The following is a 14,400-nucleotide window of genomic DNA, read 5'->3' as shown; positions in this document are numbered from 1 at the left end:
GAATAATTAGAAAAAATTCTGACAAGCTTGGTACCCGGTTCAATCAAACAAATTGACTAAATAAATACAAATTAAAAAGCCGACATAAAACCCTTCTTTTAAGGTGGGAGAGAGCATCCGGCCATGCATAGAAGCGGTCAAATCCTTTTCCTGCCCAGACATAGTGAAAACAAAGAGAGAAAACGAGTGCAGGTCCCCTTTTGTTATTCATAGCCGCGGTTATATGTCGAAAAATCAAAATGGATTTATATAAATAAGGGGGAGAAAAAATGATTGAAACCATATATAAAAATAAAAATTATATTACTGCGATTTCATTTATTTTAATCGTAATTGGTTTTGCTACTGGAGCAATTGCAAATGGTGATATCAAAAATATAATCCTAATCATTGGAACGATAATCGCTGGTATTCCGATTGCAATGAAGGCCTATCAATCATTACGCATGAAAGCTTTTAGTATTGAGCTATTGGTAACAATTGCAGTAATTGGTGCTCTTTATATTCAAGAGTATACAGAGTCAGCAGTTGTTACATTGCTATTCTTATTGGGGGATTATCTAGAAGCACGTACATTGGAAAAAACACGTTCATCTCTAAAGGAATTAATCGATATGGCCCCACAAGAAGCCATCGTTATCCGTAATGGAAATCATATAAAGATTTCAATTGAAGAAGTAGTCGAAGGAGACCGAGTGGTTATTCGCTCAGGCGGCAAGGTTCCAGTGGATGGAAGGGTCTTATCTGGTCAAGCATCATTAAATGAAGCAACCGTAACAGGTGAATCAGTACCTGTATTGAAAAAGGTAGATGATCAAGTCTTTAGTGGAACGCTTGTTGATAATGGTTATATTGAAATGGTCGCAGAAAAGGTCGGCGATGATACAACTTTTGCAAAAATTATTGAATTAGTGGAAGAAGCACAAGAGTCAAAATCAAAAACGGAAAAATTTCTTAATAAATTTTCCAATATCTATACACCAGCGGTTGTTATCTTATCGATTCTAGTCTTTGCCCTGACAAGAGATCTTCAAATTGCCATCACATTCCTTGTAATTGCTTGTCCGGGCGCCTTGGTTATTGGAGCGCCAGTTTCAAACGTTGCTGGAATTGGGAATGGAGCTAAAAACGGTGTTCTGATTAAGGGCGGAGAAATCATGGATAAATTCTCGAAAGTGGACATACTCGTCTTTGATAAAACAGGTACTTTAACAAAAGGGAAACCAGAGGTTACTGATATTAAAACATTTGAAACTATAGATGCTAATGAATTACTAAGATTAGTGGCGCAGGCTGAAACTATTTCAGAGCATCATTTAGGTCAAACGATTGTCAAGGAAGCGAAGGCGCGAAACTTAAACGTTACGAGTGAGCCTGAAGTTGCTGAAGTCATTAAAGGAAAGGGAATTCGTGCAAAAGTTGAGGGCCATGTCTTAGTGATTGGTAACCGTAAATTATTGAACAGTGAAAACATTGGGCTTTCAAATGTCATTGCGAATTATTCAGCCGACCGTGAAAAGGCTGGGAACACCGCTATTTTTGCAGCAGTGGACGGCAAAGTTGCAGGCGTGTTCTCGATTGCTGACCAGATCCGTGAAGATGCACCGAGAGCTCTAGCAGAAATGAGGAAAAATGGTATTAAGAAAATCATTATGTTGACTGGTGATAATCAACATACAGCTGAATTAGTGGCAAAAAAACTAAGATTAGATGAATACCATGCAGAATTATTACCAGAAGATAAAGTAGAATACGTGAAAAATTTAAAGGAAAAAGGCCTTGTCGTGGCAATGGCTGGGGATGGAATTAACGATGCACCTGCGATTACGACAGCTGATATCGGTTTAGCGATGGGTGAAGGTGGTACAGATATTTCAATGGAAACTGCTGACGTCGTTCTAATGGCCGATAAGCTTACGCAACTCTCGCATGCTTACTCTCTATCAAAAGCAACAATTCGTAACATGAAACAAAACACGTATTTCGCAGTTGGAATTGTCTTTGTTTTACTACTTGGTGTATTAAATGGATCTGTACATTTAGCGTTCGGTATGTTTATTCACGAAGCCAGCGTGTTACTTGTTATTTTGAATGGGATGAGATTAGTTAGATTTAATCATAAGAGCACAAAAGTAGAAATAGAATTACAAGCTGTACATGCATAATCAAAATTATATAAATACAAATTAAAAGACCGACATAAAGCCCTCCTTTTTAGGTGGGAGAGAGCATTCGGCCATGAATAGAAGCGGTCAGATCCTTTTCCTGCCCCATGCCAAGTGAAAACAAAGAGAGGAAACGAGTGCAGGTCCCCTTTTGTTATCCATAGCCGCGGTCTATATGTTGAAAAATCAAAATGGATTTATATAGATAGGATTTTAAAAGTGAAAGGACTCATACATTTCTTAGGTTACGGCAGATTATAAGGGTTTCAACTAAATATATAAATACAAATTAAAAAACCGACATAAAACCTTTCTTTTTAGGTGGGAGAGAGCATCCGGCCATGCGTAGAAGCGGTTAGATCCTTTTCCTGCCCCATGCCAAGTGAAAACAAAGAGAGGAAACGAGTGCAGGTCCCCTTTTGTTATCCATAGCCGCGGCCTATATGTTGAAAAATCAAAATGGGTTTATATACAATTGAAAGTTTATTTTGATAGAGGTAGCGGAAAAGGAAGAGATACCTCCATTTTATCCCGCATTAACGGGCAGTAATACCCCCACCTCAAAATTCAGCGGAAGCAAAGAAGTTAGGTGAGGGATAAACTGCCCGTAAAAGCCCGATTGGTTCAACTAATAATCAGTGGGGGATGGAGAAAACCTCCACTGATTAAAGTTTCACTTTATCCTCTTTAAAAATTCATTGATGTGATGGACACCAATTCTTTGCTTTTCTTGATGTAGGTCAAGGTTATTGAGATGGACTCTCAATTAAAATGAAAGAAAAAATAAGAGGTGTTTTTATCATGAATGCTACTTGTTTAATTATTTATGTAAGTATGAGCGGCTTAGATTTAAATGGAAAAATAGCTGTTTCTTTTGGATCATCTGATTCTTCCTATGAACATTGGGGGAGAGCAGTCGATACTTTAACATATAAATTGGCTAAATTAGGTGCAGTGGTCCTTGATGGGTTGAAAATAGATCTTGCACCAACATATTCTGAGAAGGAACAAAGTATCCAGTTCGGCCAATCCTTCGTGGAAAGAATGGGAGGTATTTCACTTAAATGAGTACCATTCAATTGGCATTAAACGATGTTGCCTGTATCGGATGCATCGGGAAAATAAAAAGAAAGATGAAAAAATACTGCGGAGTTGAACAAGTGAAGATTATATCAGGCAGCGGAAAAATGGAAATAAACTTTAATGAAAACATCATCCAACCCGAGGAAATCGACGATAAAATACAAAAATTAGCATTTCGCATATTTGATTAAAATTTTCTCGCTGTGAGGCGTTATATGATTAAATTGGACTGATTCTTAATTGCTGGGGATATCATGATTTTAGAAGAGGTTGCGAAGTACGCAATCAACCATGAAAAAGCGGGCGATTTCAATTTTAAAAAATTATATTTTGGGATGTTACAATTATACCTAGGAAATGATAGAAGAAGGTAAAAAACAGGACGACATTAATCAGACAGCATTCATTCAAAATAAGGAGAGGTGACTATGGAAACAAAAAATATTCATACCCATGACAATGCTCATTGTGGTCATCATAGGTGTGTTTCGTTGGTTCCAATATTTAATCATTTAGAAAGCGAACAAATGGATGAGATTATGGTAGCAGCTCAATCGATTTCGTACAAAAGAGGGGAAATCATTTACCATGCAGGCGATCAAGCTGACACCCTTTATATTGTAAGTAAGGGAAAGATTAAGATTTATCGACTTTCTGAATCAGGAAAAGAACAGCTGGTTCGAATTTTAAATCCAGGAGAGTTCACAGGAGAACTTGCTTTATTTAAGAAGGATTTTTATGAATCATTTGCAGAAGCAATGGAAGAAACCAATGTTTGCATGATCAAGCAGTCAGACTTACAAGAATTGCTTTTAAAATACCCATCCATTTCATTAAAAATACTAACTGAATTTTCAAATCGACTAGAACAGTCGGAAAAACAAATGACTAAATTCGTGACGGAGAAAGTAGAAACACGGTTGGCTCATTTCTTAGCCGAATGTTTAAGTGATGATCAATCAAACGAGTTTACACTGCCTATGAGTAGAAAAGATTTAGCTTCTTATTTGGGAACATCGCCTGAAACCATTAGCCGTAAGTTGTCTGACCTTGAGATTCAAGGTTATATCAAACAGAAAGCACATAAAAAACTTGAAATTTTAGATTTAGACGGACTGTTGCTTGTCTGAGGGACAAAAATATAATAAAAGCTAAAGCTTCTTAATTGAGTCAATTTCATAATTGCTAAATAAAATATTTAAGCTTACCGAATTTCAACTTGTGTTTTTAAAAAATTAGGCAACTAAATTAAAGTATGTACAACCTGATTGTGAGTGCGAATGCCGAATACTACAGCATAAGAGAGAAAGAGTGCATCTAAGATTTGAAGGAGAGGGAGACCCTATAGAGTAGATACTTAAAAAAGTCTATTCTATAGGGTATTTCTTATACAATAAGAGGAAAATCGGGATTAGGGAAATTATAAAATGAGTAAAAAAGTATCACAAATATTTTCATGAAAAAAGGAGCTATTGCTATGTTTTTATCAAAAGAATTTCTTGCTAACTACAAAAATAAACAAACACAAATGACCGATTTAGGTTCCTTTGTATATACCCGCACTTATAGTAGATGGTTACCTTACGAACAAAGAAGAGAAACATGGGTAGAAACACTTGAACGGGTGGTAAATTACAATATCGGATTAGAGCTAAAACACAATCCAAATGCAAATATGGATAAGCTAAAAGAAGAAGCGGAAGAATTATTCGATAATATGTTTCATCTCAAGCAGTTTACAAGTGGTCGTACAATGTGGATTGGTGGGACACCTATATCAGAAATATACCCTACGGCTAATTTTAATTGCTCTTTCTTAGTAATTGATGGGTTTGATGCGTTTAATGAGTTGTTCTATTTACTCATGATTGGTAGTGGTGTTGGGTTCCGTACAATGCCTAATGATGTAGACAAACTTCCAAATTATCGAACAGAGGTTGTTCTATCACATCGAAAGTACACTCCTGTCCCTAAATATCTTCGAAAAGAATTTTCTTTTATCAAAATGAAAGAAAATAAAGCAACGATTCACGTTGGCGATAGCAAAGAAGGTTGGGTTCAATCATTAAGTCTTTATTTTGATATCTTGACGAAAAACGAATATCAACACATTACCGATATCGAATTAAATTATGATAATGTGCGACCAAAAGGAGAAAAACTTGTTCGCTTCGGTGGAAAAGCCAGTGGACATACAAGCCTGCAACAAATGTTCTTTAAGATTGATAAAATCATGAAAAAGGCGAATGGTAAACTAAGCCCTATTCACGCATTAGATATTGGTAACATCATTGGAGAAAACGTGGTCTCAGGTGGTGTAAGAAGAACTGCTGAAATCAATCTTTCTGCATTAGAAGATACGGATATTGAATTAGCAAAAACAAATCTTTTTAAAGAAGTAGATGGTGAATGGAAAATTGATACAGAGATTGAACACCGTACTGTATCGAATAATTCTATTTTCTTTGAAAGGAAACCAACCAGAGCTCAACTACATCAATCATTTAAAAATATGCAATTGACTGGAGAACGAGGGCTCATCAATGCTGAATCTGCTCGTAAGCGTAGAAAAGATGCAGAGGGTCTTAATCCATGTGCTGAAATCATCCTTGCAAACAAGGGTCTGTGTAACTTATCTACAGTGAATGTACTTGCTTTTGTTAAAGATGGTGTGTTAGACATACAGGGGTTATATAGAGCATTTCAATTATCTGCTCGTATTGGTCTTCGTATGACATTAGTCGAGTTAGAAATGCCTCTTTGGAACGAACAACAGAAGAAAGACCGCTTAATTGGTTGTTCTGTAACAGGTTGGTTTGATATGGTTGATGCTGTTAATTTATCTATAAAAGAACAACGTATTTTATTACGCCATTTAAAAGAGATTGTTCGGAATGAATCAAATAGCTATGCTGACGGATTAGGTGTCAATCACCCTCTATTAGCAACAACTGTAAAGCCAGAAGGTACGATTTCTTGCTTGCCAACTGTATCTTCAGGCGTACATCGTTCACATGCAGACTATTACATCCGTAGAGTACGCATCTCTGCTTTCGACCCATTGGCAAAAGTCGTGCAAGAATTGAATTATCCTGTATTTCCTGAGAATGGACAAACATGGGATAACGCATCTACGCTTGTCGTTGAATTCCCTGTCCACTCTCCTGCAAAAGTGACAAAACATGATGTATCGGCTATTGAGCAATTAGAAACATATAAAATGTTCCAAGAAGAATATGTTGAGCATAACACATCAATTACGGTAACCGTGCGAGAAGAGGAATGGGATGAAGTCGAAGAATGGGTTTGGAATAATTGGGATTCCTTTGTGGCCGTATCTTTCTTATCTTTATACGACAGTGTATATCCATTAATGCCATATGAAAAAATTTCAAAAGGGGAATATGAGGAACGAAAAGAAAACATGAAGCCTTTTGATGCTTCATTACTAACGAAATACGAGCTAAAAGAAGTCGATTTAGACATTGGAGAAGAAGGTTGCGAAAATGGAGTTTGTCCAATTAGATAATAAAGTGAAAATTTGATCAGTGGGGGTAGTATTAATGAAAATATATACAAAAACAGGAGATAAGGGAACAACTTCCCTTATCTATGGGTCAAGGGTTGCGAAAAATGATGCTCGAGTAGAAGCTTATGGAACCTGTGATGAAACGAATTCCATGATTGGATTAGCTCTCAGTTATTTAAATAGAGAAAGTTTTCTTGGAAAAGATAAATTGGAAGATGTATATCATAAAATACAAACCAATCTTTTTCATGTTGGGGCAGAGCTTGCTACACCTAAAGGAAAAGAGGTGAAATGGACGGTTTCCTATTCAGATGTTGAAGAATTGGAACAACAAATTGATGAATGGGATATAAAGCTTCCTCCATTAACGAATTTTATTTTACCAGGAGGTCATCCGGCAGGTGCTGCCTTTCATGTAGCTCGGACAACTGCTAGAAGAGCGGAGCGATGTGTGGTTTCATTGGGAGATGGAGTAAATCCTGTTGTGCTTTCTTATTTAAACAGGCTTTCGGATTTATTATTTGTAACGGCTCGTTTTGTGAATGTAATGCTTGGCTTTTCTGAAAAAGTGTTACATAAAAGCTAAGGTGCTACAAAATGTTTAATGAATGGAGTATAAAACTGATTTTAAATTATTGATGACCACATGTTTTAACGGAATCTAAAAAAGGGAGAATTATCGTGATTCTCCCTTTTTTAGATTCCGTTTGTCCATTGACCACTCCCACGGCTGAAGCACATGGGCTTTCCCGCTCATAAATTCTGTAAATTCGTTAAGATAATTTCTCTTAATGCTCAACTAACATAGAAATACCAATTCCGCCACCTACACATAGAGAGGCAAGTCCCAAATGAGATGCTCTTTTTTGCATTTCGTATAACAAGGTAACAAGTATTCTTGCACCGGATGCCCCAATGGGGTGTCCTAATGCTATGGCACCACCATTAACATTTACTTTTTCTACATCAATGTTTAAGTCTCTTATTACGGCGATACTTTGGGAAGCAAAGGCCTCATTTAATTCAAAGAGATCAATATCGTCTAAAGTTATGCCTGTTTTATCTATTAGCTTACGAATGGAATAGTATGGAGCGTATCCCATTAGGGACGGATCCATTCCGATTTCTATATAACCCTTTATCGTTGCTAAATAAGGGATATTTCTTGCTTCGGCTATTGATTTCCTCATGAGGACAAGAGCTGCCGCACAATCATTAATACCAGAAGAATTACCTGCAGTGACTGTCCCATTTTCGATAAAGGCTGGTTTGAGTTTCTGTAAACCTTCCATAGTCGTATCTTGGCGCACATATTCATCTTCGCTAAATAAGCTTTCTACGCCCATAGCATTTTTAATTTTTACGGGTATGATTTCCTCTTTAAATTTGTTGCTTCTTTTCGCGTTTATAGCTTTTTTTTGTGAATGTAAAGCAAATTGATCTTGTTCTTCACGAGAAATACGAAATCTTTCGGCTAAATTTTCAGCTGTTACTCCCATATGAATTTGCTCAAAGGCATCGGTGAGGCCATCATGTAACATACTATCGATCATGTATGTATCACCTGATTCGTGATCCCAACGATGATTAGGCAAAAGATACGGAGACTGGGACATATTTTCTGTTCCGCCCACGACAACGATATCTGCTTCTCCTAATTGAATAGCCTGATTACCCAGAATGACAGACTTTAGACCCGAACCACAAACTTCATTGATTGTCATAGCAGGTGCTTCATAGGGTATACCCGCGCGTACTGCAATTTGCCGTGCTATATTTTGACCAAGCCCTGCTTGCAAAACATTGCCGAAAATAACAGATTCTACTTCTTGTGTGGAGATGCAGGCTCTGCGGATGGCTTCCTTCACCGTCAATGCGCCTAATGTTTCAGCAGATATATTTTTTAAGCTACCCCCAAACTTTCCGATGGGGGTGCGAACAGCACTGATAATTGCGACTTCTTCCATCCTATGATTCGCTCCTTTATATTAAGATTTTTAGGTCTTTTATTCCTTTGTTGAAACTAAAATTCTTTAACTACTGTCTCTTTTTGAACGCTCCTATTATAATGCTTGTTGTATTTTAAATAATTGACCTAGCTCAATTAACTAGGATGATTGATTTAGTATAGTAAAGCTGATTACGAATGAAAAAGGCTTCAGTATATTTTATGAAAATATAATATAGAAAGGTCTGAATGTATTTGAAAATAGGAATTGATAAAATCAGCTTTTATACTCCACATCTGTATGTTGATATGAATAAGTTAGCTGTTGCAAGAGATGAGGAACCAGAAAAAATCACCATTGGTATTGGACAGGAAAAAATGGCTGTTCCTCCTATTACACAGGATGCAGTTACTTTAGCGGCTAACGCAGCATTGGAAATTTTGGATGAAGATGATAAGACGAAAATTGATTTTGTCATTTTTGCTACGGAATCGGACATTGACAATTCAAAAGCAGGAGCCATTTATGTTCATCATTTATTAGGATTAAATCCTAATGCACGCTCGATTGAAGTAAAGGAAGCTTGCTATGGGGCTACAGCTGGCATCCAAATGGCAAAAGGGCATATTGCATTAAATCCGGAAAGTAAAGTGCTGGTTCTGGGTTCGGATATTTCCAAATATGGCTTAGGAACATCTGGAGAAGTTACCCAAGGAGCCGGAGCTGTTGCAATTTTAATGAGTGCCAATCCGAGGATCATGACTATAGAAGATTCAAGTGCGTATTATACAGAAGATGTTATGGACTTTTGGCGTCCTATATACTCTGATACGGCTTTTGTCCAAGGCGAGTATTCTGTTAAACAATACATTGCCTTTTTCCAAAATGTTTGGGGGCAGTATAAGAAGAAAACAGGGTTCGAATTAAAAAATTTTGAATCTATTTGTTTCCATTTGCCTTATACAAAAATGGGCTTGAAAGCATTAAGAACAGTAATTGACGAGGGAACGGATGCAGATCGAGAACGACTATTAGTCAACTTTGAAATCAGCAAGAGTTATAACAAGGTTGTTGGCAACATTTATACAGGTGCTTTGTACTTGAGTCTGCTCTCTTTACTTGAATTAAATACAGACATCGAAGCGGGTTCAAGAATTGGCCTATACAGCTATGGCTCAGGGTCGGTTGGCGAGTTCTTTTCTGGCATTCTACAGCCTCATTATCGGGATGCTTTACACACTGATCAACATGCGAAATTATTGTCAGAACGTAGAGAAGTCAGCATTTCTGAGTACGAAGAAATGTTCCAAGAAACTTTGCCTGTTGATGGTTCAAGTGTGACATTGCCTATTGAAAAAGATTCAGCTGTGATTTGCTTGGCAGGGATAAATGAGCATATGCGTCAGTATGTGAATAAAAACAATTAAAAAAGATGGCATCTTTAAGTCAATAATTTGCCTTAGGGATGCCATCTTTTTTAACTCAGAAATATAGCCTGTTAACATTTCTCTTTTAGTCGTATGATTTTAGTTGCTTTAAAATTTCTTTTGCAGTAGCTAAGTCCATGTCTTTTTTTTGTTTTAATTTTTCCGAAACATAGTCGATTTCCTTACCTTTAGCTCCGGCATTAATAGCAAGAGATTTTGCTTGAAGACCCATATGTCCTTTTTGGATTCCTTCGGTTACAAGTGCTTTAAGGGCTGAAAAATTTTGTCCGAGTCCAACTGAAACAATAATTGATTCTAATTCTTTCGCATTTTGGTAGCCTAACAGTTGCTTGCTAAATTGGGCAGCAGGATGGATGTTAATGGAACCACCAACGGCACCAATTGGCAAGGGAATGGTCAGAGTGCCCATTAAGTTTCCGTTTTCTGCCTTACTCCAAGTTGATAGGGAACGGTATTGTCCAGACCGTGCAGCATAGGCATGAGCTCCAGCCTCAATAGCTCGCCAATCGTTTCTCGACGCCAAAACGACTGGGTCAATCCCATTCATAATTCCTTTGTTATGGGTGACAGCCCTGTATGGATCAACAATAGCAAATTGGCAAGCTTCAATAATCCGGTCACGCACCTCTTCGCCAGAATAGTCTCCTTTTTTCAGTAAAGAAACAGGAATATGACAGCTCGCCGAGGCTAAACATTCTGTTGCATAGTTGGAGAGAATCCCTATTAAGGCCGTTCCATTTGTTAATTCCTCCAGATAGGGTTTAATGGCTTCAACCATTGTGTTAATGATATTCGCCCCCATTGCTTCCATGGTTTCAATATGAAGATGGACGACTAAAAAGGAAGGCGTATTTGCTTTTTCATCTGCGGCAATAGGTCGAATCATGACCTCTTTTGCCCCGCCGCCTCGTTTTACAATGGAAGGGTGTGCTTCATTTGCTTTTCGTATAATGTCTACTTTGTGTTCTATTAATATTTTTTGAGCATATGTCATATTTGGAATATCCTTTAAAGCTACCTGCCCAATCATGGTGCGTTTTTGAATGCTTGTTTGAAAGCCGCCTGCTTGATTAATAATTTTAGCCGCGGAACTAGCTGCTGCAATGACTGAAGGTTCCTCGACAGCCATTGGTACAACATATTCCTTTTGATCAATTAAAAAATGTAAAGCTACACCGAGCGGCAGTTCATAAGTTGCAATTTGATTTTCAATCATATGATCAGCAACTTCTGCGGGTAGTTGTAATCCATCTTTTAAGAGCATAGCATCTTCTTTAGAGATAACTTTAGCTAAAGCTAATCCCTCAATTCTCTCAACACGATTTTTTTTATAGAATTTATTTAAATATTCTTTCTTCATTTTTTCTCCTTCCGATTTGTTTATCCCGCATTAACGGGCAGTAAACCTCCCACCTCAAAATTCAGCGGAGGGTGGAGAAAACCCCCACTGATTAAAGTTTCACTTTGTATAAAAACAAACCTTTCTGTGCAGAACCCCCTTCAAAATCCAACAGTGGAACCTGAAAATAGCAAAAAAATAGTACGTTCATTTAAAGTAAAGCTACTCTCATTGTTTCATAAAAAAAAATTCAATAACTTGATATAGGTCAAAAATAATTTTCGTATGATGGTGTATCATTTTACATGTGGAATTTAAAAATTATATAAATACAAATTAAAAGACCGACATAAAACCCTTCTTTTTAGATGGGAGAGAGCATCCGTTCATGAATAGAAGCGGTCAGATCCTTTTCCTGCCCAGACATAGTGAAAACAAAGAGAGAAAACGAGTGCAGGTCATCTTTTGTTATCCATAGCCGCGGCTATATGTTGAAAAATTAAAATGGATATATATAGTATCAGCTTCATATGAAACTAATTCTCTATGTTTTAGAAAATAAAACGCCTTATCCCGCATTAACGGGCAGTAAGACCCCCACCTCAAGATTCAGAGAGAAACAAAGAAGATAGGTGGGGGATAACTGCCCGTAAAAGCCCGATTGGTTCAACTAATTATCAGTGGGGGATGAAGAAAACCCCCCACTGATAAAAGTTTCACTTTATTTGTATGAGGTAATAGAAATGAAACAACGTATTAAATATGACGATATAGTGCCAGAACCGAGAAATCTCCATCAATAAATAGTAAGGAGGGGAATATTCTACGACTCATGTGACTTCATTATTCACTGAGAGAAACATGTAAGGTTCCCGTGTAATAGATCGATTGCCGCAAGGTTAGAAAGCTGGAGAGAATATGAGACGAATTTTAGATATGACAAAAACACTTTTCGGTGTAAACGAGATGAACTTAAACAGAGAAATTATAAAGGCTGAACCATGTAAGAATTGCGGTCGAGAGCTTAAAACCTACAGAGTGAAGCTAGTGGGCGGTCCGAATAAAGGTAAATGTACTGCCGTAACAGAGGAATGCAGTTGCTATTTAGCAAAACAAGCATTAGAAACGACTATAAGGACAAAAATTAAATATTTTAAAGAGCTATCCACAATTAATCATTCTTTAATAAATGCAACCTTGCAAAATTACTCTCCTCATAACGATTCTCAATCTCACGCAGTTAAAAGAGCCATTGAGTTCATTGAACAATTAGCTCAAAATAAAATAGCTCGTGCCATTTATTATGGAGAATCAGGGTTAGGAAAGTCACACTTGTCAGTGGGAATAAGCAAGATTGTCGAAACGAAATTACAAAAAACTTGTTTATTTTTAGAAGTTCCAACACTAAAACATATGATTAAGTCTTCTTGGTCAAAAGATAGTGTTTTTACAGAATTAGAAATCATGCGGGCAATTGCTGAAGTTGACTTGTTAATACTTGATGATTTAGGAGCAGAGGGGGACACACCATGGACGAAGGAATTATTGTTCACTATCCTCAATTCTAGATTATCAAAAAGTCTTCTTGTGACAACCAATCTGGAGATCGAAGACATATATTTGGAATATGGGCCTAAAATTACGGACCGTTTAATCCAAGGTATGTCAAAACAGAACATTATAAAAATACAAGGTAGGCATAGCTATCGTTTGAAAGAACTGTTAGAGGATGATTGGTAGGTAATTGAAATGAACAAAACGATCAAAAATAAATTAATGCTTCTTCCTAAGGAGCCAGGGTGTTATTTAATGAAAGACAGCCGTGGCACAATTATTTATGTTGGAAAAGCAAAAGTATTAAAACATCGTGTTTGTTCCTATTTTATGGGTTCACATGAGGGGAAAACACGGAGTCTCATTAATGAAATCGAAGACTTTGATTATATTATTACTTCATCCAATACTGAAGCACTTATTCTTAAAATGAATTTGATTAAAAGGAATCAGCCTAAATATAACGTCATGTTAAAGGATGATAAAAGCTATCCCTATATAAAAATTACAGATGAGCGTCATCCGCGTCTTATTATCACCCGAGAACTGAAAAATGATAAAGGGAAGTATTTTGGACCCTACCCGAATGTTAAAGCAGCAATAGAAACAAAAAAGCTACTAGAACATATTTATCCATTAAAAAGATGCCCGCCTTCGTCCAAACGCCCCTGTTTATTTTATCAGTTAGGTCAATGCATTGGTCCATGTGCAAGAGAAGTAAGTGAAGCTGAATATAAGGAAGCCACTGACGGAATCGTTCATTTTTTTAATGGTGGTTATAAAGAGATCAAGAGACAATTAATAAGGAAAATGCAATTCGCATCAGAAAGATTAGACTTTGAGAAAGCAAAGGAATATCAAAAGAAAATTGCCCAAATCGAAATAGTAATGGAAAAACAAAAAATGCTTACAACTGACGATACAGAAAGAGATGTATTTGGTTATGATGTCAGAAACGGTTGGATGTGTGTACAAGTATTTTTTGTCCGACAAGGGAAAGTGATGGGACGAGATGTGTCTACTTTTCCGATTTCTGATAAGGTAAACTTAGAATTTGCCACCTTTCTTAAACAATTTTATTTGCGAGACAACATTATGATGCCAAAAGAGATATTGCTTCCCGTGTTAATTGATAAAGAGTCAGCGCAACATTTGTCACAAGTGAAATTAATTGTGCCAAAACGTGGGCAAAAAAAAGAACTAGTAAAATTATCCTGCGAAAATGCTTGTGCTGTGTTAAAAGATAAGTTTGCCTTAATGGATTTAGGAGAAGTGAATACGAGCTTGTAAAAAACCTTAAAAGAGGAAAACAACTGTAATAAAAAGAGGTACC

At 36.9% G+C, this 14,400-nt stretch carries 10 protein-coding genes and 1 pseudogene; 9 read left to right on the top strand and 2 right to left on the bottom strand.

Going from position 1 to position 14,400, the window contains the following annotated elements:
• The first annotated feature begins 269 nt into the window (after positions 1-269).
• From QRE67_RS24210 to QRE67_RS24185, 6 genes are all read left to right on the top strand, one after another.
• Positions 270-2,165 carry a heavy metal translocating P-type ATPase gene (locus QRE67_RS24210; RefSeq protein WP_286122695.1) on the top strand — a complete coding sequence of 632 codons (1,896 nt, stop codon included), beginning with the start codon at positions 270-272 and terminating at the stop codon, positions 2,163-2,165.
• Positions 2,166-2,966: 801 nt separating this feature from the next.
• Positions 2,967-3,233: a flavodoxin domain-containing protein gene (locus QRE67_RS24205; RefSeq protein WP_286122694.1), complete on the top strand. Its 267-nt coding sequence runs from the start codon at positions 2,967-2,969 to the stop codon at positions 3,231-3,233.
• Complete coding sequence (locus tag QRE67_RS24200; RefSeq protein ID WP_286122693.1) at positions 3,230-3,439, top strand: heavy-metal-associated domain-containing protein; 210 nt, start codon at positions 3,230-3,232, stop codon at positions 3,437-3,439. The genes QRE67_RS24205 and QRE67_RS24200 overlap by 4 nt, the downstream gene beginning before the upstream one ends.
• 237 nt (positions 3,440-3,676) lie before the next feature.
• The gene (locus QRE67_RS24195; protein ID WP_286122692.1) at positions 3,677-4,378 is read left to right on the top strand and encodes a Crp/Fnr family transcriptional regulator; all 702 of its coding nucleotides are present in this window, start codon (positions 3,677-3,679) and stop codon (positions 4,376-4,378) included.
• A gap of 347 nt (positions 4,379-4,725) precedes the next feature.
• Positions 4,726-6,777, top strand: coding sequence for a ribonucleoside-triphosphate reductase, adenosylcobalamin-dependent (gene nrdJ, locus QRE67_RS24190; protein ID WP_286122691.1), 2,052 nt, complete (start codon positions 4,726-4,728; stop codon positions 6,775-6,777).
• A gap of 34 nt (positions 6,778-6,811) precedes the next feature.
• Positions 6,812-7,363 carry a cob(I)yrinic acid a,c-diamide adenosyltransferase gene (locus tag QRE67_RS24185; RefSeq protein ID WP_286122690.1) on the top strand — a complete coding sequence of 184 codons (552 nt, stop codon included), beginning with the start codon at positions 6,812-6,814 and terminating at the stop codon, positions 7,361-7,363.
• Between the two features lie 202 nt (positions 7,364-7,565).
• Here the strand turns inward: QRE67_RS24185 and QRE67_RS24180 are convergent, their stop codons facing one another.
• A complete protein-coding gene (locus QRE67_RS24180; RefSeq protein ID WP_286122689.1) occupies positions 7,566-8,744 on the bottom strand; it encodes an acetyl-CoA C-acetyltransferase in 1,179 nt (392 codons plus the stop codon).
• Between the two features lie 236 nt (positions 8,745-8,980).
• Here QRE67_RS24180 and QRE67_RS24175 point away from each other — a divergent pair, with 236 nt between their 5' ends.
• The gene (locus QRE67_RS24175) at positions 8,981-10,153 is read left to right on the top strand and encodes a hydroxymethylglutaryl-CoA synthase (RefSeq protein WP_286122688.1); all 1,173 of its coding nucleotides are present in this window, start codon (positions 8,981-8,983) and stop codon (positions 10,151-10,153) included.
• An 85-nt stretch (positions 10,154-10,238) separates the two neighbouring features.
• Here QRE67_RS24175 and QRE67_RS24170 read toward each other — a convergent pair whose 3' ends face one another.
• The gene (locus QRE67_RS24170; protein WP_286122687.1) at positions 10,239-11,534 is read right to left on the bottom strand and encodes a hydroxymethylglutaryl-CoA reductase, degradative; all 1,296 of its coding nucleotides are present in this window, start codon (positions 11,532-11,534) and stop codon (positions 10,239-10,241) included.
• Positions 11,535-12,431: 897 nt separating this feature from the next.
• Between QRE67_RS24170 and QRE67_RS24165 the strand changes: the two genes are divergently transcribed.
• Positions 12,432-13,253, top strand: a complete 822-nt coding sequence (locus QRE67_RS24165) for an ATP-binding protein (protein WP_286122686.1) — start codon at positions 12,432-12,434, stop codon at positions 13,251-13,253.
• 9 nt (positions 13,254-13,262) lie between these two features.
• Positions 13,263-14,348, top strand: a pseudogene (gene uvrC, locus QRE67_RS24160) (excinuclease ABC subunit UvrC); the annotation flags it as partial.
• Positions 14,349-14,400 lie beyond the last annotated feature (52 nt).

It is taken from the genome of Bacillus sp. DX3.1 (genome assembly GCF_030292155.1).
In the GTDB taxonomy this organism is placed as follows: Bacteria; Bacillota; Bacilli; order Bacillales; family Bacillaceae_G; genus Bacillus_A.
This window is presented reverse-complemented; position numbering and strand designations above follow the sequence as displayed.